At 43.7% G+C, this 25,738-nt stretch carries 20 protein-coding genes; 5 read left to right on the forward strand and 15 right to left on the reverse strand.

The window, feature by feature from the left end; all coding sequences use genetic code 11:
* Positions 1-26 precede the first annotated feature (26 nt).
* The gene (locus G9G57_RS11610) at positions 27-1,523 is read right to left on the reverse strand and encodes a sensor histidine kinase (RefSeq protein WP_040102334.1); all 1,497 of its coding nucleotides are present in this window, start codon (positions 1,521-1,523) and stop codon (positions 27-29) included.
* The gene (locus G9G57_RS11615) at positions 1,520-2,206 is read right to left on the reverse strand and encodes a response regulator transcription factor (protein WP_014599406.1); all 687 of its coding nucleotides are present in this window, start codon (positions 2,204-2,206) and stop codon (positions 1,520-1,522) included. Before G9G57_RS11615 ends, G9G57_RS11610 begins: the two co-directional genes overlap by 4 nt.
* Positions 2,207-2,447: 241 nt before the next feature.
* Here G9G57_RS11615 and G9G57_RS11620 point away from each other — a divergent pair, with 241 nt between their 5' ends.
* From G9G57_RS11620 to G9G57_RS11640, 5 genes are all read left to right on the forward strand, one after another.
* Complete coding sequence (locus G9G57_RS11620; RefSeq protein WP_185156687.1) at positions 2,448-4,787, forward strand: ArnT family glycosyltransferase; 2,340 nt, start codon at positions 2,448-2,450, stop codon at positions 4,785-4,787.
* A gap of 17 nt (positions 4,788-4,804) precedes the next feature.
* Positions 4,805-5,896: a glycosyltransferase family 2 protein gene (locus G9G57_RS11625; protein ID WP_013369002.1), complete on the forward strand. Its 1,092-nt coding sequence runs from the start codon at positions 4,805-4,807 to the stop codon at positions 5,894-5,896.
* Between the two features lie 2 nt (positions 5,897-5,898).
* Positions 5,899-6,321 (forward strand): GtrA family protein, encoded by a 423-nt coding sequence (locus G9G57_RS11630; protein ID WP_164964964.1) that lies wholly within the window; start codon positions 5,899-5,901, stop codon positions 6,319-6,321.
* On the forward strand, positions 6,318-7,199 hold the full coding sequence (galU, locus tag G9G57_RS11635; protein ID WP_164964965.1) for a UTP--glucose-1-phosphate uridylyltransferase GalU: 882 nt from the start codon (positions 6,318-6,320) through the stop codon (positions 7,197-7,199). The genes G9G57_RS11630 and galU overlap by 4 nt, the downstream gene beginning before the upstream one ends.
* Before the next feature lie 141 nt (positions 7,200-7,340).
* The gene (locus G9G57_RS11640) at positions 7,341-8,168 is read left to right on the forward strand and encodes a class I SAM-dependent methyltransferase (RefSeq protein WP_164964966.1); all 828 of its coding nucleotides are present in this window, start codon (positions 7,341-7,343) and stop codon (positions 8,166-8,168) included.
* Positions 8,169-8,335: 167 nt separating this feature from the next.
* Here the strand turns inward: G9G57_RS11640 and G9G57_RS11645 are convergent, their stop codons facing one another.
* From G9G57_RS11645 to G9G57_RS11705, 13 genes are all read right to left on the reverse strand, one after another.
* Positions 8,336-9,082, reverse strand: a complete 747-nt coding sequence (locus tag G9G57_RS11645; RefSeq protein ID WP_164964967.1) for a glycerophosphodiester phosphodiesterase — start codon at positions 9,080-9,082, stop codon at positions 8,336-8,338.
* 90 nt (positions 9,083-9,172) lie between these two features.
* Positions 9,173-10,234 carry a hypothetical protein gene (locus G9G57_RS11650; RefSeq protein ID WP_013368997.1) on the reverse strand — a complete coding sequence of 354 codons (1,062 nt, stop codon included), beginning with the start codon at positions 10,232-10,234 and terminating at the stop codon, positions 9,173-9,175.
* 24 nt (positions 10,235-10,258) lie between these two features.
* On the reverse strand, positions 10,259-12,154 hold the full coding sequence (locus tag G9G57_RS11655) for an HSP90 family protein (RefSeq protein ID WP_164964968.1): 1,896 nt from the start codon (positions 12,152-12,154) through the stop codon (positions 10,259-10,261).
* Positions 12,155-12,569: 415 nt separating this feature from the next.
* Positions 12,570-14,084, reverse strand: a complete 1,515-nt coding sequence (arfA, locus tag G9G57_RS11660; RefSeq protein ID WP_164964969.1) for an arabinosylfuranosidase ArfA — start codon at positions 14,082-14,084, stop codon at positions 12,570-12,572.
* 182 nt (positions 14,085-14,266) lie between these two features.
* The gene (locus tag G9G57_RS11665; RefSeq protein ID WP_164964970.1) at positions 14,267-15,856 is read right to left on the reverse strand and encodes a S8 family serine peptidase; all 1,590 of its coding nucleotides are present in this window, start codon (positions 15,854-15,856) and stop codon (positions 14,267-14,269) included.
* 146 nt (positions 15,857-16,002) lie between these two features.
* Positions 16,003-16,785, reverse strand: a complete 783-nt coding sequence (locus G9G57_RS11670) for a muscle M-line assembly protein unc-89 Uncoordinated protein 89 (RefSeq protein WP_164964971.1) — start codon at positions 16,783-16,785, stop codon at positions 16,003-16,005.
* Positions 16,786-17,210: 425 nt separating this feature from the next.
* Complete coding sequence (locus tag G9G57_RS11675; RefSeq protein ID WP_164964972.1) at positions 17,211-19,058, reverse strand: ABC transporter ATP-binding protein; 1,848 nt, start codon at positions 19,056-19,058, stop codon at positions 17,211-17,213.
* Between the two features lie 66 nt (positions 19,059-19,124).
* The gene (locus G9G57_RS11680; protein WP_164964973.1) at positions 19,125-20,270 is read right to left on the reverse strand and encodes a hypothetical protein; all 1,146 of its coding nucleotides are present in this window, start codon (positions 20,268-20,270) and stop codon (positions 19,125-19,127) included.
* Positions 20,267-20,956, reverse strand: coding sequence for a hypothetical protein (locus tag G9G57_RS11685; protein ID WP_017425692.1), 690 nt, complete (start codon positions 20,954-20,956; stop codon positions 20,267-20,269). Before G9G57_RS11685 ends, G9G57_RS11680 begins: the two co-directional genes overlap by 4 nt.
* Before the next feature lie 4 nt (positions 20,957-20,960).
* Positions 20,961-21,839: an ABC transporter ATP-binding protein gene (locus G9G57_RS11690; RefSeq protein ID WP_017425691.1), complete on the reverse strand. Its 879-nt coding sequence runs from the start codon at positions 21,837-21,839 to the stop codon at positions 20,961-20,963.
* Positions 21,829-23,250 carry a PapB family radical SAM/SPASM ranthipeptide maturase gene (papB, locus tag G9G57_RS11695; RefSeq protein WP_017425690.1) on the reverse strand — a complete coding sequence of 474 codons (1,422 nt, stop codon included), beginning with the start codon at positions 23,248-23,250 and terminating at the stop codon, positions 21,829-21,831. Before papB ends, G9G57_RS11690 begins: the two co-directional genes overlap by 11 nt.
* 708 nt (positions 23,251-23,958) lie before the next feature.
* Positions 23,959-24,813 carry a carbohydrate ABC transporter permease gene (locus G9G57_RS11700; RefSeq protein ID WP_013368987.1) on the reverse strand — a complete coding sequence of 285 codons (855 nt, stop codon included), beginning with the start codon at positions 24,811-24,813 and terminating at the stop codon, positions 23,959-23,961.
* Positions 24,814-24,831: 18 nt separating this feature from the next.
* Entirely contained in the window at positions 24,832-25,716 is an 885-nt protein-coding gene (locus G9G57_RS11705; protein ID WP_016820227.1) for a carbohydrate ABC transporter permease, read from the reverse strand.
* Between the last annotated feature and the right edge of the window lie 22 nt (positions 25,717-25,738).

The raw sequence follows: 25,738 nt of genomic DNA on the forward strand, positions 1-25,738 counted from the left end.
CTTATGTTAGACCATAATCTGCGATACTATACTGTTCCTGCTAAAGGCAGCGTTACTTTAAATATACTTCCCGTTCCCAGTGTACTTTCAGCTGTAATGCTCCCTCCGTGTGCTTCCACGATTGATTGCGTAATAGCCAGACCAAGGCCCGCTCCGCCTGAGCTGCGTGTACGCGATTCATCTCCACGATAAAATCGCTCAAATATCCGCTCCAGCTGTTCCTTCCCCATGCCGGGTCCATTATCACGAATTTGAATATCTGCCAGCTTCTTACCAGCCGATAGGTTGACATGGATCACGCCCTGCTCTATATCGGTATGTTGAACAGCATTGTGAAACAGGTTAAGTACGACCTGTTTGATCTTATCGCCTTCTGCCAATACCCGAACACCTGCCGTCATATCAAAAAATACCTTACGTGTGCCTGCCAGCATAAGGAGCTGTGGCTTCATTTCCAGCAGCAATGCATCTAGTGATATGTCTTCCAGCTTCAACTCCGGTGTTCGGTCCAGCTTAGCCAACAATAGCAAATCAGAGACAAGCTTGTTCATGCGCTTGGATTCACCATACATACTTTCTAGTGCTGATTGGAGCTGCTTCGGATTGGATGCTGCTCCACGAAGCAGCACTTCCAAAAAACCGTGGATGGATGTGAGCGGGGTACGAAGTTCATGAGAAGCATCCGCAATAAATCGTCGCATTTGCATCTGCAATTCCCGCTCGGCAGCAAAAGAATGCTCCAGCCGCTCCAGCATTCCATTAAATGAAACTGCCAGGCGATCTACTTCATACTGACCCTGCTCTGCGTCAAAGCGCTCGTCCAAATTGCCCGCATCAATACGTTTGACTGCCTCGACCATTCTGGAAAGGGGCACCAATGTACGGCGAAGCACAGGAAGCATAAGCGCCAAACCAATCGCAAGTGCAATCAGAGACAATAAAATAAAGGTGCGGAGTTGATTAATCAGCTGCTCTTGCATGGAATTCGTGGATACGCCCATTTGCAGTAACCCTGACGAACGGTCTGGTGGACCGAGCGGGCGAAATACAACTAGCTGCTCTTTTCCCTGTGCATCCGTAATTAATTGATAGCCGTGACGCATGCGCTTGCTCTGCTGCATTGCTTGATACTGCTGAGTGGTGAGGCGCGGCGGTTTAAGCCCATTTTCGTTGGACAAGCTCTGGAAGGTGCCGTCTATACCTATAGAAGCAAGCGACATATCCGGCCAAAACAAAAACGGCCCCGGTCGATTACCTCTCCGATTGGTATCATCTTGGGGAGCGGCGATCCCATCCCCACTATTATCCCGTGAATCCTTAATCAATAAGTCGACAGGAATTGAATTCAGCTGTGTATTCATAGCGTCTGCTCGACTGCGATACAGAAAATCTTTCATTAGAAAGTATTGGAGAAAACCGATCAACACGAGCAGCAATGCCAAAATGAGTAAGGTTCTGGCCAAAAGCTGGGACCGGAGAGAACGAAGCGCATATTTTCTCCGTTTTTTCCTCCCCGCCTTCATAACAGATCCACTCGGTACCCAACACCACGCAGCGTCCGAATGACCCGATGCTCCTTATCTTTGAGTTTTTCTCGCAAGGAGCGAATGTACACTTCCACAATATTATCCTCTCCCCCAAAGTCATACCCCCAGACTCGGTCTAGAATACGACTTTTACTCAGCACGATTCCATGGTTTAACACCAAAAACTTCAATAGTTCGTATTCGGTAGGCGATAGCTCCAGCACCTGACTCTGATAGCGAATCTCCTTTCGTCGGTCATCCACTTGAAAGGGTCCGTGAACCACTTCCCCCAACAGGTCAGGGAACTGATTTCGCAAACGCGCTTCAATACGAGCCAGCAGCTCATTAAAACTGAAGGGCTTAACGATATAATCATCCGCGCCGAGCTTGAGCCCTTTTACCCGATCGTCCACATCATCCTTGGCGGTCAGCATAATAACTGCGATGTTATCCTCTGTCTCCTTGAGACTTTGGCATACCTCAAATCCGTTCATTTCAGGCATCATTACATCCAGCACCGCTACATGCGGACGAAACTCTCTTGCCAGATCGAGTGCATCACTCCCGTTCTCAGCGGTTCTGACTTCATATCCTTCATTAATCAGTCCAAGCTCTAAAAATTGCAAAATATGAGGCTCGTCGTCCGCCAGCATAATCTTAACTCCGTGTATTGGATTCATTATTAATCTTCCCTTTCATATTGCTTCATTTTTATCATATTAAAAGTCGATTCATTTTTACCTGTATCTAATATACCTGATTCCTGCCGTAAAAAAAGCACCTCACCCCAGCTTTCAGCTAACGTTCAGGGAGCGCTCAGAACCCATTAAGGTACGTCTGGCATGATAATAGCAAGCCGGTAGTTCACCGGGCCAAGATCGGAATAAATACAAAGAAACTTTCACAGGGAGTGGAATGAACATGATTAAGAAATGGTTTAAGACCAGGGCGGACATCCCCCTGATCATCATTATGCTGATATCCGCATTTTTGAACGGATACAACATCTGGCAAGACAAGTACGTAAACACCTACTACACGACGGCAGTAGCAAGCATGCTGCAGAGTTTTCACAATTTCTTTTTCGCCTCACTTGATTCTGCAGGATCGGTAACGGTAGACAAACCGCCTGTGGTGTTCTGGATTCAGACGTTGAGCGCCTATATATTCGGACTTCACGGATGGAGCGTGATCCTGCCGCAGGCACTGGCTCAGGTCGGATCGGTCTTGCTCGTTTACTTACTCGTCAAACCGAGCTTTGGTACACTGGCCGCACGTTTGGCTGCCTTCGCCATGGCAACAACACCGATAGCCGTAGCGGTTAGCCGCACGAATAACATTGACGCCATGTTGGTCTTCACATTATTGCTCGCAACTTGGCTATTGTTCAGAGGCCTTAAAAATAGCAAAACCGGGCTGATCCTGGCTGCTTTCGCAGTCGTCGGCATTGCCTTTAACGAAAAAATGTTGCAAGCCTATATGATCGTTCCTGCGTTGGGCCTGTTCTATCTGCTGGCTTCCAAGTATAACTGGAAACGAAAAGCAATAACGTTGGCAGGATCGGCAGTGGTTCTCCTGATTGTATCGCTCTCTTGGGCAGTCGTAGTGGATTCCACTCCGGCCGATGAACGTCCTTATATGGGGAGTAGCGGAACCAACTCTGTACTGAATTTGGCCTTCGGTTATAACGGCCTGTCTCGCCTGACAGGAGATCAGGGGACAGGTGGCAATCGTGGCGGTCAACGCTCAGAGCAAAACAATAACGCTGCAACGAATAGCAACATTACGAACACGGATCAGATCCAGACGACTACATCCTCCAACAGCACTACCACTACGGATGACTCTGGTGCCAACAACATGGCAGCAGGCGGACCCGGTGCAGGTGGTCAAATACCACCCGGCGGATTCGGGGGGAACGGACAAGGTGGAGAGGGCCAGGGTGGTCCAGGCGGTGGCCAGGGTGGAAATTCCGGTGGCGGCATGTTCGGTACTGGTGAAAAGGGACCTTTGCGGTTGTTCCAATCTTCCCTGTCAGGCCAAGCCAGCTGGCTGCTTCCGTTCGCAATCATTGCTTCCATCGGCCTGCTTGCCAGTATTCGACGCCGTAATATCACACGAAAACATAAAGAAGTTATCTTCTGGCTCGCCTGGTTGATTCCCGTAGCTGCATTTTTCAGCGTAGCAGGTTTCTTCCATCATTATTACCTAATTATGCTCGCACCACCGATTGCAGCGCTCTTCGGAGCAGGATTCGTAGAATTGTGGCAGCAGTATCGTGAGCGTTCCAACTGGCTCTCCTGGCTGTTACCCGTGGCAGTATTAGCAACATCGGTATTTAGCTGGTTCATTCTACAAAATTACAACGATACCATCGGCAGTGGCTGGTCCATCGCGGTATTGATCCTAGGGATCATCGGCACAGCACTCCTGGTGGTAGCACGAATGAAATCCGAGAAGTTCACAAGATATGCCATTATCGCAAGTGTACTCGCTATGTTTATCGGCCCTGTGTACTGGGCATTGACACCAATCGTCTACGGGGGGAACAGCATGATCCCACAAGCTGGACCGACTCAATTTGGCGACGGCGGTGGCGGAATGCCAGGCCGCAATGATGGCAATAGAGGTGCAAGCTTCAATGGTCAACAAGCCGAAGGAACTCAAATGAATAACCAGACTCAAAATGCAGAGAATTCCAACTCTGTTGGAAATACTTCAAGCACACAAACAAGTACAGACACGGAACAAAAAACTTCTACCCGTTCCAGAGGAATGGGAGGCCCGAACGGTAGCCAAAGTTTAGATCAAAAAACATTGAGCTACTTGCAAAAAAATAACACAGGTGAAACCTATCTTTTCGCAGCAAGCAATTATTCAACAGCCGCTCCTTACCTGGTCGAGGCCGGACAAAAAGTAATTATTATGAACGGTTTTGTGTCTTCCGATCCGGTCTATACCGTCGATAAAATCAAGGCGCTGGTCGAAAGTGGGCAAGTGAAATACTTTATGATTTCTGGTGGCGGCGGTGGACCGGACGGCGGCAACTCCGAAGTCACTGCTTGGATCAAGGAACACGGCAAAGTAATCCCTACAGATGAATGGAAAACAACAACCACAGCAGAAACAAGTACAGCAGTGAAAGCAACGAACAGCGGAAACGACACCACGAACACCAACGCAAGCGCTCAGGATGGTCAAGGTGGATTTGGCGGAGACGAGCGTGGCGGAAGCGGTACTTTATACGAAATCACATTATAAATGAGGAGGAACTACGAATGAGTGAACCTATCCGTTATTCCATAGTTATCCCGATGTACAACGAGGAAGCCGTTATTACGGAAACCTACCGGAGGCTGAAACAAGTCATGGGCTCAATGGGCGAGCCCTACGAGCTGATCTTCGTCAATGATGGAAGTTCGGACCGCAGCGTCCAACTCATCAAGGAATTCAGTCTCAGAGATGACACGATTGTATTGATTGATTTCTCTCGCAACTTTGGTCATCAGCTAGCAATTACCGCTGGGATGGATTATGCGGTGGGAGAGGCAGTCGTCGTCATTGACGCTGACCTCCAGGACCCGCCGGAACTGATTGTTGAGATGGCTAACAAGTGGAAGGAAGGATATGAAGTCGTCTACGCCAAACGACTCAAACGCAATGGCGAAACTCGCTTCAAGAAATGGTCTGCCAGCCTCTTTTACCGCGTACTTAAAGCATCAACGGATATTAATATCCCGGTCGACACCGGGGACTTCCGCCTAATGGATCGCAAGGTCATAGATGAATTGAAACGTCTGCCTGAAAATAACCGATTCGTACGCGGTCTGGTCAGTTGGATCGGTTTTAAACAAACTGCTGTTGAATATGAGCGCGATGAGCGGCTCGCAGGCGAAACCAAGTATCCGCTAAAACGCATGATCAAGCTCAGTCTCGACGGGATCACATCCTTTTCGATTAAGCCGCTCAAGCTGGCAGGTTATATCGGCGCACTTTTGTCCATGTCCGGCTTCCTGTATCTGATGTATGTGTTGTTTCTTAACTTTTTCACCGATTCCTATGTGATGAAAGGCTGGTCATCCATGATTAGCATCAGCCTGATCTTCGACGGAGTGATTCTGATTATTCTCGGTATTATGGGTGAATATATTGGACGGATTTATGACGAAACCAAAGCACGTCCACTCTACATTGTCCGTGAGCGTCTAGGTGGACAATATGATAACGGTCCGACACATGCTATGAAGGTTCCTGAACAACGCGAGTCCCTGTACATGAAAGGAGCCCGTGACAGTCTGATTTCGGGCGGACGTACAGTACGCGACAACAGCGCGGTATATACTGGACCCAAATCCGGTCGTGGGGCCTAACTATGAAAAGTCGCATGGCCCAGTTGCTTCCTATGATCCGATTTGGCATCGTAGGTCTGGTGAATACAGGAGTAGATTATATCATTTTTACGCTACTGGCTTGGACCGGAGTGCCGGTCGTGGTGGCGCAGATCATTTCGTACAGCTGCGGCACAGCCAACAGTTATATTTTGAACAGCAAATGGACATTCAGCAAACAACAAGCAAACAACACAGGCAAAGGTCAGTTACTCAAATTTATCGTCATCAACCTCATCGTATTGGGGATAACCTCCTTATTGCTGCAAGTGCTTCACACTGAAACCGAGCTGCCGCTTGCTTTAGGCAAGCTGATCGCCACCGCAGCCGGAATGATCATCAATTATATCGGGAGCCGATACTGGGTATTCGGTTCCCCATCCCGAAAGGAAAGTGAATCTCTATGAGAAAAATTACAAAAGCCGTTATCCCTGCCGCCGGTTTGGGAACCCGTTTTTTGCCAGCTACGAAAGCTTTACCAAAAGAGATGCTTCCAATCGTAGATAAACCAGCCATTCAATATATTGTTGAAGAAGCCATCAAATCTGGAATTGAGAGCATCATTATCGTTACGGGGCGTAATAAAAAAGCCATCGAAGACCATTTTGACAAGTCTGTAGAGCTGGAGCAAGTACTGGAGAGCAAGGGAAAATATGATCTTCTGCGTGAAGTTCAAAGCATCGGGGGCAAAGCCGTCATTCACTATATCCGTCAAAAAGAACCGCTCGGCTTGGGACATGCGGTGCGCTGCGCCCGTCAGTTCATTGGCGATGAGCCCTTCGCCGTGTTATTGGGCGATGATATTATGAATTCCTCCACTCCGGCGATTCGTCAAATGATGGATGTATACGAAGCCACTGACAAGCAAGTGGTCGGCGTGCGTACAGTGGAAGAACAGGATGTAAGTAAATACGGCATTATTGACTCTATCCGCCAGAATGGTCTTATTCATGAAGTCGGCGGGCTTGTTGAAAAACCCGCTCCAGCAGATGCTCCTTCGCGACAGGCCGTCATTGGTCGCTATGTATTGGAGCCTTCTATTTTCTCCATATTAGAGAACATGTCGACTGGAGCGGGCGGTGAATACCAATTGACAGATGCTCTGCATCAAGTAGCATTGCAGAACCAACTGCTCGCCTTGGAACTGGAGGGCACACGCTATGATATTGGTGATAAAGCCGGCTATCTGGAAGCGGTGCTCCACATGGGCATGCAGCGCGAAGATTTGCGTCCAATGCTTGACTCCATGATGCGTGAGTGGGCGCTTGCTTCAATGATAAAATAGGAGACTTTCCTCCACCGAAATCCGATGATGTTGTGAAAACACAAAAGTAGCTGGTTAAGCACATAAACTTGTACAATGTAAGAGTACAGAACATCGGAATTTGTTCGGTCGCCCGGCCGAAGCTAAGGAGGAAAAGACCCTATGATTCCTGAGGGAAATCTGCAAAGTAATGTGGATCGTTTCAATGGCTTTGCCGACAACTACGATCAGCACCGTCCAGAAGCGCCATCACTCGTGGTGGAAATCATCAGCCGCTATCTGGATCGGAACGTAGAGCTAGTTGCCGATATTGGCTGCGGTACCGGACTTTCAACCTTCATATGGAAAGACAGCGCTCAGCGAATCGTCAGCATCGAGCCTAACCCGGACATGAGAGGAATAGCGCAGCGCAAGCTGGAGAGAGCAGGAACGACAATGGCAGGAGCTATTTCCTTCGAGAGCGGGTTCTCCAACAACCTGCCCTTTGAGGACAGCACTGTAGACGTCATTACCTGCTCTCAATCCTTTCACTGGATGGACCCCGAGAGCACGCTTCAGGAAGCAGGCAGGGTCTTGGCTCAAGGCGGTGTGTTTGCGGCCTTTGACTGTGACTGGCCTCCAGTGCTGCAATGGCAGATAGAGCAAGCTTATACAGAGCTTATCACCAAAGCAGATGCCACTTTGGAACAGGAAGCTCCTGTAGAGCAACAGGCTCATAAATGGAGCAAGGATCAGCATCTAGCCAATCTGCAACGCAGCGGACAATTTCGCTATACTCGGGAGATTGTCTTCCACAATCGTGAGCAATGTGACGCAGACCGTTATACTGGGCTCGCTCTTAGCCAAGGGGGGATTCAGAGTCTTTTCAAACTTGGCAATCGAACGCTTGACGACGATATAGCTCGCTTCGTGAAGCTGGTAGAGAATCATTTTGAAGGCAGAACACTGGATATCCTGTTCAGCTATCGTATGAGACTTGGCATCAAATAGAACGGGATCAAAATTGTCGTGATCATATTCTCTTCGGCTCAAGCAAAAAAAGACTCTCCTTGTCTCGTGAAAGCGAGTACGTAGGAGAGTCTTTTTTCATTCAATACATTTCTACTACTATTTCCGTACAATCTCTAGTAGTAGTGTAGTTTTGCTGCGCCTTCCTCTTAAGAAGAGTGGACAGCTAGAATGTGCGCCAAACGATCTGGGTAGTCTGTAATGATGCCGTTCACTCCAGCCTCCAGCAGACGTTCCATTTCTTCCGGCTCATTCACCGTCCATGGGTGGTAGACGACACCTAATGCCAAGGCCTCAGACACAGCTTCTGGTGTAACCACTTGCTTATAGGCATGAAGTGCTGTAACCCCGAATTGGGTTGCATATTCCGATGGGCGAACCATAATTTCAATATATAGCGCTCCCGTCTTGATCTCAGGGGCTATCTGCGCACAGAGCGCGAGCGATTCGTGATTGAAGCTGGATAAGATCACCCGCTCTTCCAATCCGAAACGCTTCACAGCGGCAATAACCTCTTCCTCCATCCCCGGATAGAGATGAACACTATTTTTCAATTCCAGATTAATAATGGTATCCGAGGACTGGGCCAGTTCCAATAACTCATCCAGCATCGGTACCCGCTCGCCTCGAAATTTCTCATCAAACCAACTGCCTGCATCCAGTTTATTTAATTCTTCCAGCGTGATATCTCTTACATCCAGCCGGCAACCTGTCGTGCGCTCCAGCGACTCATCGTGAATCAGCACCAAATGCCCATCTTGGGTACGCTGCACATCCGTTTCAATGCCTGTTGCTCCCAGTTCCAACGCGTGGTGGAAAGCCGCCATCGTATTTTCAGGACATACCCCGGAAGCTCCGCGATGCGCAAAATTAATTACCTTCTGGGTCATAGTCACGATATAATCCCTCCTGTCATTTCAAACAAGAACATTCTACTCGTTCATTGTTTGGGCTGTATAAAATATTCGCCACAGTCGCCTGTTCTTCTACGCCGGTTGAACAATCTTCCCAATCCATTTCGAATAAAATGCATTTCCATTCCGTCGATCAAATTCAGCTGCCGCAGACTCTGCCAGTGGTCTGAAGTACGCAATGATCTCTTCTAACGTACGTTCCTGTTTGCCCCATTCAAAAGATGCAGGCATCCGAATCAAACGAAGTTTTCTCGAAGTATCCAGCTTTTGCAGCAGCCCTACCATCGCTGCGTAAAAATACATTTGCTCCAATCCGCTCTCATAGTCCAATGCGATGTGCAAATGACGTTCCACCACTCCGATGCCTTCAATCGGATTTGCAACCGTCAAATACTCAATATGCTCTGCTATCGTTTTCAGGAAGTCACGGTCATCACGAACCAGGCGATAGCCTTTGCGATACTGCTCCTTCGCCTGATCAACCTCGCCTTGACGATACAGCGGCAATAGCACCTGCGAGAGCGTCACATGCGGCACTTCTGCACATCTCATCCGTCCCGATAAAATCGGTTTTGCCACGGCAAGCGCCTGCTCGTCTTCTCCGGTCAAATAATAGAATCGCACCATCTGGCTCTGCTCACAGGCTTCACAATCACTCATACTGTCTGGCTCAATTACGCGGAACATATCCAGATACCGCCGTGCTTCATCCAGTTCACCCATGTCCATCGCGATGCGGAACTTATAATAGTAATATGGTCGCTCATTATACCCGTATTCAGCATAACGTCTGCGCATATCCTCTACCAGATCCTCGATTTGAGTTTTTGATATATTCGGAAAACTGCACACCTTTCCAAGTATCCATTTATAGTTCCACAACAGCTCAACGGGGTCGTATTCCTCTGGATTTTGGTCAAATTGACCCAGCTGCCATGAAAAAGCAATCAGCGACTTCAACGGATATCCGTTAAAAATAGCACAGTCTACAATCTCTCCCCGAATTTCATAAGCGAGCTCCTTCAAACCTGAAGTATCCGCCAGGCGAACAGCCTCTTCCAGAATCGCCAGCTTTGCCGCCCCTCCGGGCATATCCTGCGCCTGCTCCATCATTTCATATATCGTCTCTTCCATTTGAATCCTCCTTTAATTACGCAATTACGTATTCTGTCCGTTCCCTAATCCCCAATTGATAAAATGCAGCACACTCCGGTTCATCAGCCCTAGCTCACTGCGGTTCATCGGATAGTGACCCATCATAAGCGCATTCACATACATCATTTCTGTTGCAGCCGTAATCATCTGTGTATCGGTAGCTTCAAAAATCCGCGCCACTACCGGGTTGCTTAAATTAAAATACAAGGTCGAATAGCCCGCGTTCTGCTGGACTCCCGCTTTTAGACTATCGAGCACATTGGAAAAAAGTGAAGTTGTCTCTTCAACGGTGTTTTCCATAGAGCGCAAGGTTAGTGCATCCTGTGAAATGGTGTACAGCACAGGCAAGCTCGCAGGCTCAAAACGTTTCAACTCAGCGCGGCAACGCATCGGCTGTAAAGCAGCATCCATCACACGCAGCACACCGTAATACTTTGTATGCTCTTCCTGCGTCAGTCCGGTAAAAGAAAGAGATACGTCTTCAGGGCTAAGTCGTTCTGTGTGCAGGGTAGCGTCGACCCAGTGCAGCCTTTTTAAAATTTCCGAATCATAGATATATCCGCCATTGATCACTAGCATGGATTGTGCTGCCGCCACATGCGTAATCTGACGATACTCATCCACGGTCGCCGTGTAATGGAGCGGACGTCCGCCCGCCTCTCGGATCAGTTCACTCAGCTCGCGCCGTCCAAATGTACTTTCGAAGGAAAACCAGCGATGCATAATCCGCAGAAATTCATCATCCTCGACCGCGAGCGCCTTCATGGACAGCTCGTGTAAATAAATCCAGTTCTGCAAGCGGTCTGGCTCATATTCCGCCATGCGTAGCAGTTCTTCGCGAATACAGGTCCCCAATTCAGAACGAACCGCATCAAGCTGCTCATTTTCATAAAAGTATTCACGAGATGCCGTTGGTTGCAATTCGTCTGTCCAAATCAGGCTTTTAATGAAAAATGCCCATTCTGGCAATACATTTTCCGCTTTGTCGGACACGAGCATATGCTTCAGATACACCCGATGCAGCCGCTTGCTGTTCAGATTAACACTGCGAGGCAAAATGAATGCAATCCCGCCTGTTCTGCCCGATGCCGTCCGCAGCGGTATAAAATCACTGAAGCGCTCACCCATTAGGCGATAGCCTAAATCCAGCACCTCACCGCGTCGACTCCGTAATTGTTCCGGGTCCTGCATCCAGCTTGTCGATGGAAGATTGACCTGCTTAGTCTCCCCGTCTACAGACAGCAGGACAGGATATGGCAGCAAGGCTCCATAATAAAATAAGGAGTCTTTCACCTGCGCTGGCTCATAATAAAACTCGCTCCCCGGCTTACAGCGCAAATAAATTTGCGTCCCTATAGGCAGCTCAGTCTCTAATCGACGAATCGTATACGTCCCATCTGGCTTCCCTCTCCATTCCATAGAGATGCCTTCCTTCACCGAACGGGTCAGTACTACAATTTCATCGCTCACCATAAAACAAGACAGCAAGCCAATCCCAAAACGCCCGATAAATGAAGTCTCCGAGGTTAGCAAATCAGCCCCCTTCTTGGAAGACTGCCCGATGATCGACAGAAACCGATGAATGTCTTCTTCAGACAATCCAATACCGTTATCCTGAATCATCAATACCTGCTGATCCCCGGCACCGGATAGCTCTACGATGACTTTGCCTTCATAGTCGTTACTCTCAAAAGCTGTATCTCCAAGAGTATTGTCTTCTTTCAATGGTTTACTTTCAGCAGCAGCCTTCCCCAGCTCCTTGCGAGCCGTGATCGCATCTGTTGCATTTTGTAGTATTTCACGTATAAACACCCGTGGACTGCTATATAAATGATTGGCCAAAATATCAATCATGCCGCCCAAATTTACTTGAAAACGATATTCGTCTGTTTGACTCATAGAGATCATTCCTTTCACGAAATGCTACAGCCATCTTTTATTTAAAATAGCTATCTTTTAAAGTATAACGTGGATTTAAGACGGATTACACACCTTCATTTCAGATATCAATTCATTGACAACGGTACAACAGGGCCTTTTTTCACCCAGGAGTGTGGGCACTGGGTCTAATTAACTTCATAAAAATGTACGAGGCACGAACACTTAGTGATTAAGGATCATCTTTACCTAGTTAAATTTAGGAATAAATATAATATTTATTGGAATTACCTCTTCCTTTCGAGCACTATGTTGATGGAGGGACAAATGGCTCATTTTATACAAAAAGCCCGCATTCCTGCTCTTGTAGTAGCCTTACAAGAGAGAATGCGGACTTTTTTAGGTATAACTCAGTCCGTTCCTTTTAGAAAGAGAATTAATGAGATTTAGCAAGACGAATAACGTTCCACGAGGCTTTGCCCAAATGAGCTTTTACAATTCCGTCTTCAAGCTTGGCATTGCCACCGTTATGAGGCGTAACCTTTTCTCCAGCTGGGCTATTGGTCGCTTTGAGATCATCATGCTCCAGCACGGTATGCTCGACAATACGGTAGCCTTCGAAACTGCGTACATCTACCGTCAGCTCCAGCGATTCAGACAAGTGACGGTTCACTGCAAAGACAGTCAGCGCGTCTCCCTCTTCATCATAAACCACAGCGCTATCCAGATAAGGAATGTCTGTAAAGTCCTTGGAATCGTATTTTTCGGAATCCACTACAGGCATCAGTGATACCCCACGACCATAACGGGAAGCATGCAGATACGGATAGAAGATCGTTTGCTTCCACGCTTTTCCGTTATTCTCGGTCATGATTGGCGCAATAACGTTGACCAGTTGAGCCAGGCAAGCCATTTTTACACGGTCCGCGTGACGCAAGAACGTAATCAACATGCTGCCCACCAACAATGCATCCTCAAAGTTGTAAATATCCTCAAGCTGCGGTGGTGCCACAGACCATGGATCGATTTTTTTGTCTGCATCATTGGAGTGGTACCATACGTTCCATTCGTCAAAGCTGAGCATCATTTTTTTCTTGCTACGTTTCTTCGCTTTGATATAATCACAAGTCGAAATGACAGTATGAATAAAATGATCCATGTCCATGGAACGTGCCAGATAATTAGCCGTATCATTGTCATGGTTGCCGTAGTATTGGTGCAGGGAAATATAGTCGGCTACCTCGTACGTATGATCCAGTGTGGTTGCCTCCCATTCCGGGAACGTCGGCATCGTGGAGCTGGAGCTTCCACAGGATACAAGTTCAATGTCAGGATCAATCAGCCTCATGGCTTTTGCAGATTCTACAGCCAGACGACCATATTCCTCCGCTGTCTTGTGACCAATCTGCCACGGTCCGTCCATCTCATTGCCAAGACACCAGGTTTTAATCTTATGTGGCTGCTCTATACCGTGACTACGACGTAAATCACTCCAATAGGAGCCTCCTAGATGATTGCAATATTCCACCAGATTACGCGCCGCATCAATTCCACGCGTACCCAGATTTACCGCCATCATTACTTCAGAGCCAACATCCTTGGCCCATTTAAAAAATTCATTCGTTCCTACTTCATTCGGCTCCACTGTTCTCCACGCCAGCTCCAACTGTCTAGGTCTCGATGCAACAGGGCCGACACCATCCTCCCAATTGTAACCGGATACAAAATTGCCGCCCGGATAGCGTATAATAGGAACATCCAGCTCTTTTACCAGTTCTTTAACATCATTGCGGAAACCGCTTTCATCACTAGTCGAATGAGTAGGCTCATAAATACCACCATATACAGCACGCCCGAGATGCTCTACAAAAGAACCATAAATGCGTTTATCGACTTCAGCAATACGAAAAGATTTGTCTACAATCATCTTTGCTTTTACAGCTGCTGCCACCTAAACCATCCTCTCTGAATGCGAAAATAAAATTTGTTGTACCTAAAGCTAACAAGCCATTTTATTAACGCTTTCAATATATCACACCATAATTAGCATAGTCAATATTATTATTAAATACTTAATATATATATTAATTAAATGATATTAAACGATAAGTATTTGGTTACGTATTTTATATATCAGTTTACCAGTAGCTGCTCTAAACTTGTATAAAAACGACCTATATCTCCCTCGTTTAACTCCGGAAAAACCCATTCTTGCGAATATCGCTGCTCTGTCTGTATAGAGATTTGAATGCTGTCAGCCTCTGCTACAGATATCACAGAAAGCTCAATATCAACCCCTGATACATCTTGCTCTTTGCTCCAATTTGAAATATGCTGAGCCTCTACGCAGAAAATGGCAATATCCGTATACGCACTATAAGCCATTGCCCCGGCAGCGATTATTAATGCCTGTAATCCATGGATTGCAGCTTTAAGAGGCAAATACTCCATATCATGCAGCATAGCGGTAGGCTGGTCTACCACGATCCAGCTTTGATATCCATCTCGGGCAAAGAAATCTCTCAGCACATGCAAAAAATATAGGATATCAAACTCCTTGCTATAATACATGCAAATAAGCGGAATGTGAGAAGCTTCTATCGCAATCGTCTCCTCCTGCTTTATAAAGAAATGATCCTCTTGCTGCCACCAGCGCAAATGGTCAGATAAAAAAGGCGGGGCAGGAGTGTGGCGTTGACTTGTAGAGATATAAACGACATGTTTTCTATAACGCACAGCCAATTGCTCCACTTCCTGCAACTCTTCTGGTTCCATTGTGCCCAGCAAGACAATCGTATCTGTCAGATCCCCACTCCATTTTCCCGTCCTAAAGGCTGAATCCGGCTGCTGCTCCTGCTCCCGGAGGATCGCTTGTTCGATGAATGCAGCTACTTTTGTGCGAGGAATTTGGGCTTCATATGGGGTCTGAAAATAATAAGGTGCTACCGAGCCAACTACACCCTCCCCCTTAAACACATGTGCACGTCGTATCCAATCTGGATGTTTGTATTGGATTACAGGTAAATCCGTATCCTGTATCGGACGGTAGCTATTCTCATACAGTATATATTTTAGCTTCTCTATAGAAGGAACATGCTTGGACTGCTGCAAAGCTTTACACACCTGGGCCGTAACGAATGGAGTGGCATAGCTATTGCAATTGGAGCAGCGCACAATCCCTCCCGTTGAATCTACCAGTTCATGTCTGGCAAAAGCGGTAAATTCAATACCACTTGAATAAGCTTTTTCAGCATCATATGTATATTGCCCTACCATAAGTATGCCGCTTCGGTCACAGCGTACTCCAATCACATTAGCAAAAGAAGCCGGATAAGTAAGAAGCCCCCCGTTTTGTGCAGCACATACCATAATCAGTCCTGCTCTAGCTGCATCATTTACAGCTTCTCGCAGCATTTCTCGATCCCGATACTTTATGCTTCCCAGGCTCATATTCGCTACCTGTACCCCATGCTTTACACACCAATCCAGTGCGGCACAAAGCTGCACCGCATTTCCTTTTCTATCGTTCATTATTTTCACACTGCTAATCATCGCATCCGGGAAATACGTTTGTACAATAGCAGCACACAGCGTACCGTGATTTAAGCTACGCCCATCTTCTGCGCCCCCATGCGCTATTTCGACGTCGTATAATAAATGAGAGTTCAGGAAGTCAGCATTCACCCCATCGTCAATGATGGCTACATGTATCTTGGCATTCATTGTTTCTCCCCCTCCTCCTTCGGATCGCGAAATGGTTCTCACTGCTCTGTTCCATTTCATTAAGTAAGAGGAGGGTGCCTCTACGAACGTTAGCGTTCGTCTATAAGCACCCTCCTAGTTCGTGTACTATACGCAAAATAACTGGATCAGACTGCAATATTTACGTTCGTACCTGCAGCCTTCTCCTCTTTTTTAGCCGAATCCTGGTAGGCATTGATTTCTTGTTCAGTCCACACTCTGCCGGCCTCTGGACTTACCTCCTTCTCATCCTTTGGCTCATCCCGTTCAGTCATCGTCGGTGCATTATTCGCGGCTTCACTGATGCGCTCATTAATACTCGCAGCGATTCCCATAATTTTTCCGTCAAGCCCTTCTGCCTTCTCACGCAAAGCCGCTGATTTTGCAGGGTTAGTGCTTTCCCAGCCCTTAGCCTCGCTTCCCAATGTGATTTGTGCCATTTTAGCTATTTTGGCATTCTTCAACTCATTGTTTGCAGATACTATACCATGCATGGTATAGGTGATCAGATTCTGTCTCTGTTCCTCAGCAGTCTTGGGTATATATTGTTCCTTTTTACCTTCCTGAGCCTCTTTTTTACTGTCCTCATCCATGCCTAAGGCCTTTTTTTGTTCTTCCAGTGACTGTTTTTGAATGTTCTCATCAATTTGCTGAATCTGCTTATCGATCTCTTCCATTTCAGCCTTTACTGCTTCTGGACCGAGACCACGCTTGAGGGCATTACTTACATAGTTTGAACGTCTCTCCATTAAATTTTGCTTCTGCTCTGTTAATTGTTGAATAATCTTGTTTTGCGGCTTGGTTATACTCTTTCTTTCAGCCTGAGCGGAAAGTGGATGCCGTATTTCAAGTCGGTTGTTATCTGTGGTGCTGAACGGCGATTGGTGAGATGATGTAAAAGATACATTCATCCTAAAACCTCCAATTCTCTTCTAATAAGTGATTCTAGAGGTATATCGGATTCTTTTGTATGTTTTTGTATGTTTTATCATCATTTTCACAAATCCTTCATTCCTTTTCCACTGTTAAGCAGTCCTATACCGTCTATCAATTTATTATATGTAAGCAACCTCTCCCAATATAACGCTGTCTATGTCCTTCCTCGCTGACAAATATAATATTTAAGTTACGGCGACAATGACCCGGATTTACAGACAAAAAAATTCGTACAATATCCTATCAATATTGTCTAACTCATATAGGAAATGTCCAATGTGAAGCCCAAAAGCGGGGCCTCTCAATGGGAAGCTCCGCTTTTTTATTATAGTCTACTTCTCATAAGGTAAAAAACAATTCTGTTCGCAGTCCCACTAATTACCGGAATCTCATTACACAGTTAGCGTACATCATTAATAACTAGCGCTTTCTGGAATGTATTAATTTCGTCAGAAAATAAATTATAGTAAAATCCTCTACTTTCAATTAGTTCTTGGTGGGTTCCTTCTTCTACAATCTGACCCTTTTCCATAACTAAAATTTTATCTGCATATAAAACAGAGGTATAACGATGAGAAATGTAGAGGCAAAGCCTGTCAATAACAAAATTTCGAAATTGGCGAAATAGTTGTTTTTCTGATTCTGGATCAAGAAATGAACTTGGCTCATCTAACACATAAACGTCAGCATCTTTGAAGAGCGCTCTCGATATAGCTATCTTTTGCCACTGCCCTCCTGAAAGCTGTATACCCCCTTCGAAGTTTCTTCCTAGCTGTTGTTCTAATTGATTAGGCAAATCTCGTATTACCGAATCTACTCCTGTATGTTGTGCCGATTCCCATATCCTAGTATCAAGTTCAAGATCTCCTATACTGCCAAAACCTATGTTTTCTCTTACTGAAAAATCAAATTGGACAAAATCTTGAAATATAACACCTACTTTCTTGTAAAGCATTTCTTTATTGTAATTTCGAATCGAGATAGAATTGATTAAAATATCTCCTTCAAAGTCTTCATATAACCCCGTTAAAAGTTTTATCACTGTTGTTTTCCCTGATCCATTCCTGCCCACTAGAGCAAGAGGTTCACCACGCTTCATTTTAAAACTTATATCTTTGAGAGCTAATTCTTTTTGATCTGGGTAGGCAAATGAAACATTTTTAAATTCTATGCATTCTATTGTTGAATCAACACATATACCTGATTCTCTTAGTAACATACTAGAATTCTCTTGTTTTTCTTTTATGTTAAAAAAAGCGAATAATTCATCCAGATACAGATTATGATCACACAATGAAATCAATCCTTGAGATACCGTGTTAATATTTTGATTAGTTAATAATACTGCTTGAACTAATGCATAAACACTGCCAACAAGTAATTTTTCTTTCCATGTTATTTGTATAATCATGATCAAAGCTATGGCTATAACTAATGTACTTATCAGTTGAAATGATACGTATAAAGTGATACGTTTTTTGGCTAAATGCTTATCCTCTTTATAGAAAACATCAAAAATGCTCTTATATCTTGCCGTTAAATAGTCACTAAGTTGATACAATACGATTTCTTTAAAAGACTTGTCATTAGTGAGCAAATAATTAATATACCTAGATTTGCGTTGTAAAGGAGCACGTTTCTTTTTAGCTATATACTGAATTTGTGTGAACCTCAGTAAAGAATAAAAGGATGCTAGGGGAGAAAGAATGAGAATAAGTAAAATCCACCATCTGAACGCTAGTAAAATGGCAATACTAGAGCATAGTGTAACCATGGAACTTAACAAATTAATGAGTTCTTTATAGATCTGGATAGGTCTATCTATCGAGTCGTTCTGAACTCTTTTGAGCTGATTATGTACTTGCGGGTTTTCAAAATCCGAAAGATTAAATGTTGATGTTTGTTGTACTATCAATGTTTGTAATTGGTTTATCAGAGTAATTTGGAACAGTTTATCAGAGTATTCAATTAAACTTGAAATGAGCAGACCACAAAACATCACAAGAACTAAAGGGTACACTGTGCTTATTTGAAGCATATGCGATAATGGTCTTGTTTCTATTTCAGAAACCAAAAACTGTATGGAAAGGAGATTGGCAATCGGGAGTATTCCTTTTAAAAGATAACCAATGATGATGATAATAAAATAGATAGGTTTTGTATTCCATAACAACCTAGTTAATTTCGGCCAATATTGGAATGAATGAAATATAGCTCTTATATTCAAATGGTCTATCTCACGTTCCATTCATTCCATCCCTTTCTTTTATATCCACTATTATTGGTTCTTCACGAATTCTCGTTATTTTAGCTCTCATTCTCCCTGAATTGTATAGACATTTCCAGGATTTTTTCTGCGAACTTCCACAATAACATTACTTTTGACGCGCCTAAATGCGTCCACTTGCTCATTGGAGAAGTGAGTTGATTGCGGCAAAATGTAATCAATCCACTTACTCGCCCAATCCATTCCGAAATTAAACTCTAAAAGCTTATTTGAATAAATATTGATTTGAAGTTTATTATAATTTTGAACTATTATTTTCGGCTCGAACGATGACATGGAGTGTATTCGGGTGATTTCCAAGGTATAGCGAACCGGGTGTGTCCCATTTTTCTTAGCCACTTGATACAGCGTTTCGAAAAGGGTGGCAAATTGCCTCGCCTGATACAAACTAATTCCCTTATACTCTACTTGTGTTTGCCCCACAGTTATTTTTTGAAACGACGATGTCTGTACATTCTCATTAAATAGCCTCTCATATCCCCATACGCCCATCAATATACTACAAGCAAGGACTGTACTAATCCAAGGGATTATAGACTTTTTGCCGCCTCCACGCCGACTGGATAACATTGTGCCTAATCCGTAAAATAATAAACTACAGCCTAAGAGTCCAAAAAGATTTCGCCAGTTGACCATATAGGGGTTGAATATATTCACTATAGGAGATATGTAACGTAACTTTTCATTAAAAGACCAGGAAACTAAACCTATAGGAAGGTAAAAAGCAATGAGAAAAGTAAAGGCTAACCCATAATGCTTTACTACCTGCCCCAGGAAGAGACCCAACATCGATGAAAAAACACTAGAAAAAAATACAATGATAACCAAATTCCATAGTGAAACATCAGCGAATGATTTCCATAAAAGTCCTACCATCATGAGCAAGAAAGGAAACGAAAGAATTAAAGAAACATAAAGCTGGTAAGCGATTAGACGGTAATTAGGAAAGACAGAAATATATATATACGGTTCTGTATGATTACGATTGTGTATACTCGCAATCTGTAAAGAAAAAAAAGCTACAAATAACAAGTTAACACTATAAGTTATTGCAATACCTTCATTCATTATTAAATTGAATAAAAGAACCACACTAAAGGAAACGAGCAAGGTTACTGCTTGTTCTCTTCGAAATAAAAGCTGTAGCCAGAAACGAACTATAATTCCATTCATCCTTGTACCCTCGCCATCCATAGATGATTACTGACTTTCATCAATACCCATATAAGCAAAAATAGGAATACTCGCCCAAAAGAAAACGACTGTGTGAAGAAATTGGAAATAATCCAATCCGGATTAAACCAGATTGAAATGTAAGGAAAGTTGATAGTAATACTGATTAGAAGGTAAACGAGCATCACAATGTTCACATACAGTTGTTTACGTAAGACCAAGTTCAATATGACGGTAATTTGAACAGAATACCCCATAGTTGCTACACCTGCTGCTGTTAGCTGAAGCAGTATCAAGAATGGAGCCTTACTATGAGTCGTCCATTGAACTACACCAATCATAGCTAAAGCGACAAATTGAAATAAGCAAACCACTCCCCATAATACACAGCTCTTACAATAAAAATATTGGGCTCCTTTAAGTAATTTAGGCATAATAACAGAAGAGATCATTTTTTGCTTCTCACTATCATAAAGAACAGAATACATTAACGGCATTAGTAATATGGTAAAGAACATTTGTCCATGATGCAAAAATATCCATAACTCGTTATTCTTATTCCCTGCTCCTAGATATAAAAATAAAGGAATTAAAAAACAAGAGAACGTTAGTGCTATAAAAAACACTACACTTTTTTTCATAAGCAAAACTTCGAATTGTACTAGGGCTCTGGTTACTTGTCCCATTCTGCTAACTCTCCTCCGAATCAGAAATGTACAGATACGCATCCTCAAGATTAGCCGTTTCAGGTGTGACTTCTGTACAACAATCTGGAGGGTAGTTACACAATAATCGAGCCTGAATTCTTCCTTCCTTTCGCACAATGGAAGTGATTCGAGCTTGTTGGTTTAATTGTTCCAATTGACGCTTGCCAACATCAACCAACCATACTTTACCCTCAACAGTTCGAATCATATCGTCTATAGCCCCTTGGTACAGACAACGACCTTCTTTTAAAACGAGTAGTTTGTCACATGTGCTTGAAACGTCAGGGACAATATGAGTAGATAACAATATAATCCGGTCTTCTCCATAATTCTGAAGCAAGTTTCGAAAAGCAATTCGTTCTTTGGGGTCCAGTCCAACCGTAGGCTCATCTACAATTAACAACTTAGGCTGTCCTAACATAGCTTGAGCAATTCCTAAGCGCTGCTTCATTCCCCCAGACAAATGTTTTATTTTTTTATGAACTTGATCGATAAGTCCTACCTCAATTAATCGCTGTGATGTCTCCTCTTGAATATGATGTTTACCTTGAATACCTTTTAAAGCTGCAAAATAGTTCATGGATTCCAAAATAGTCACATTTGGAAAGAAATCAAAATGCTGCGGCAAGTAACCCAGTAAAGAACGAATAGCATCAGGTTCTTTTTTCAAAGAATGTCCGAATATTTCAACTTTCCCTCGGTCGAATCTAAGTAAAGTGGCAAGAATTTTCATTAAAGTGGTCTTACCCGCCCCATTGTCTCCAAGCAGTCCGAATATACCATTATCAATGTGAAAATGAAGCTCGTTAAGTACTTGGTGAGAACCATACGACTTACTTAAAGCTTGAATATCAATTGTCAAATGAGGCATCCTCCAATAGTTGCTCTCGCTGCTGCTTAGCTGAGAACAGGTTTGTCTTGTCTTCTTTAGTTAATCGTAAATACAACTTCATACAATCCATTATTGCACTACGAGTAAAGTTACAGTATTTATCCACTGGCTCATTAATCGAACCGCTAAGCACCATATTTTCTTGAGGACAACCTCCACCACATAGATTCTTAGCCCAACATTCTCCGCATACAGTTCTCTTCTCTAAACGCATCTCACTAAGCATGCCACTCTTCTTTCTTACATCCATCCCTTCCCTCACATTCCCTAAAGAATAATCCTTTACATTAACAAATCGTTGACAGGGATAAAGATTACCGTGCACATCAACGGCAAGCATATGCGAGACTGCTCCACAAAAATAATCTCGCTTAGAAGAAGAATGAATCATCTGCAAATATTTTAGAATGTTCGATATTTGACGTGCTTCCCCATATTTTTTGGCCTGAAGCAAAGATTCAAAATGAACAACCAATTTGGTGAATTCTTGTGCATACTTCTCAAAGTCTTCCTCACTAAGCATCTCAACTGCAGGATACATCGCAACATGGCGGATACCAATCCCCATTAAATGTGTAAGTGTATGTGTTATATCCAATTGTACTGATGAAATCGTAGCTCTTGCTGTTATGGCACCCTTTTTTCTTAAACTTTCTGTTCTATTTAAAATGATTTCATAGGTACCTTTTCTGTTCTGATAATATCGATTGAAATCGTGCGTCATTTGATCACCGTCTAGACTTATCTGAATAGAAACATGATGATCTAATAAAAAGTTTTCAATTTCTTTGGAAATCAAGGTACCGTTCGTTGTCATACTATATGTAACACGTTTATTTGATTTTTCTAGTTTTAGCTTAGTGTAGGCTACAACTTCTTTAATAACTTCAATGTTCAGAAGTGGCTCCCCTCCAAAAAAGCAAATATTCAGTTCTTCTTCTTCGCCAGAATGATTAAACAGATAATCAACTGCTTTTAATGCGGTCTCTGTGTCCATCCTCCCTCGATCATTATACTCTCCGTCTCCTCCATAACAGTAAGAGCATCTTAGATTACACTCTTGAACCAGCATAAGGACTATAGACGATAGACTTACTTGCTCATCATTGCAACTTTTAGATTCCTTTTGAATAGGCAAATCTTTATTATATATAACCGATGCTTCCTTCAGACTGGCTAATAACCTATCTATCTCTTCTCTACTAGAACGATATTTAAGTAATTCATATATTTCTTCAATGCTCTTACCTTCGCTATTACATATATCTACTACGACATCATCAATCTGAAAAAGCCCATTTGTTTTTATATTGTATAAGTATAACTTTTCATTTTGTTCTATGATTTTGACGGGATTTTTTTTAAATGGAGCACTAATCACTATTGATCATCCTCTCAAAGTTACAAAATAGGGGGAAGTCCAAGAAGATTAGTTCCCAGACCTCCTAATTGACTACCTGTGTTTGAAAGTCCTATCGTTGCGAGCTTTACTTCAATTAATCGCTATCATTATTAGTACACCAATGACCACTTTCTTTGCTACAAAACCAATCGGTAGCATCACAACCTACACAACGATCACGTGTATCACAAAGAACACACGTCATAGGGGAAACACTTCCTTCAGCTGCTTGGTTAATAGGATCGAACAATTTGAATCACCCCATTTTTTTGTATTTTTTTATTTCATTTCCAAGATAATCATTTTCCTATTGCACTTCAATACTTTTTTTAAAATAATTATATAAAATTTGTTAACATATTATTTTTGAAATATATTCAATTAAATATAATAAAAGTATAATTTTCTTTGCCAAAAAAACTATTCGTTGTTTATGTAATGCATGTCTTAAAGATTCTAGAGGTCGGAACTTTTATTCACCTTCGTAACACGCAATCTTTGAATTCTAAATCTTCGTTCTCCCGTTTTCATATATAAACAAAACCTGATGCAGCCTCTTAGAAATGAATGTGACTAGCCAGGTTTTCTAATTTTTCTATAAAACAAGATCACAAAAAACGGAGGGCTTCTTTTTCTAAGAAGTCCTCCGTTTTTGTGTTTTTATCATTTTACATACCTATTATACCCCTACTTAATTCCCGAAATTGTATAATTCTCGATAATATACTTTTGGAAAATAATGAAGATAATCATAATCGGAACGACCATAAAGGTCGAACCCGCCATTTGCAGGGCAAATTGACTTTCGTTCTGTCCCTTGAGCAGTGATAAACCTACGGACAAGGTGTACAGCTTCTCATCGTTCGCAATAATGAGCGGCCATAAGAAGCTGTTCCATCCACCGATGAAGGTCAGGATCGCCTGTACCGCAATAATCGGCGTCGAAATGGGCAGCACGATTTGTAAAAAAGTGCGGAACTCCCCTGCTCCATCAAGTCGTGTCGCCTCCAGCAGTTCTTCCGGGATATCGGACATGAACTGCCGGAAGAGGAAGATCGCGAACGCGCCCACCAATCCAGGAAGCACAATCCCCAGCATGGAATTGGTCAACCCCATCTGATTCAGAATCAAATAGACGGGAATCATCGTCACTTGACCTGGAATCATCATGGTTGCCAGCACCAGATAGAATAGAAAGCCTTTGCCCTTAAACTGGAATTTGGCAAAACCATAGCCCGCCATGGCATTAAGGAATAATCCAAAGAAGGAAGCTAAGACAATGATCAGCGTATTCGTCAGATAGGTTCCAAACGCCATGCTATCGAATAGGATTTTAAAATTATCCAGTGTAAAATGCTCCGGCCAGATGGTTGGAGGAATTTTGGTTACCTCACCCTCTGTCTTAAAGGAGGATAAAATCATCCACGCAAAAGGCAGCACCATCAACAGACCTCCCACAGTCAGGAGAATCGCCACGAACCATTGAAATGTTTTTTCACCACTGCGCGTATTGGCGCGGGCTTGCTGAACAGCTGTTTTCACGTTCATCACCTCTCTCTATCAGGACTCCGCTTTATTTTGCAAACGGAACTGAATCAGCGTTACCGCGATGATCGCGAAGAACAGAATGAACGATCCCGCCGCGGCATACCCGAATTTACTAAATTGGAAGCCGTTATTGTAAATGAACAAGGATGCCGTCAGCGTGCCGTCCAGCGGTTTCCCTTTGGTCATGACAAAAGGTTCCTCGAAAAATTGCAGCCAGCCGATCATCGTCGTGATGGACACGAAGAAAATAGCGTAACGAAGCTGCGGAAGTGTAATATAACGAATCTGCTGCCATGTATTGGCCCCGTCAAGCTGTGCAGCTTCATAATAAGAGCCCGGAATCCCTTTAATAGCCGCAATAAAAATAATCATGTTTAAACCGATGCCCCGCCAAACCGCTAACACAATCAGCGAAATTTTCGCTACTGTTGGATCGGTCAGCCATGGGACGGGACCCAAATTCACCAGACCAAGTACGTAGTTGAATAATCCAAGCGTCGGATTATACAAATAGCTCCAAACCACTGCGACCGCAACCACATTCGTTACGGACGGCAGATAGAACACGACGCGGAATACTTTGAAAGCACGTGATTTACCCATGTTAATCAGAATCGCGATGCTGAGTGAAAATATCAGCACCAGCGGAACGCCAATGATAACAAAGAACAACGTATTCCCAATGGACTTCAAAAAGGAAGGGTCCAAAAGCACGTTCGTGTAATTTTCCAATCCTATAAAGCGAATACTTTCATAATTAACGAGTCCGGACAGATCCATATCCGTGAAGCTGATCACGAGCGCCAGTAGTATCGGCAATAATGAAAACAGCGTTAACAGGATGATGGAGGGACCGATAAACAAGTATGGCGCAAGCTTCTGCGAGCTTCCTTTCATGCCTTCACTCCCTTTGACAATG

Source organism: Paenibacillus sp. EKM211P (genome assembly GCF_011066175.1).
Taxonomy (GTDB): Bacteria; Bacillota; Bacilli; order Paenibacillales; family Paenibacillaceae; genus Paenibacillus; species Paenibacillus polymyxa.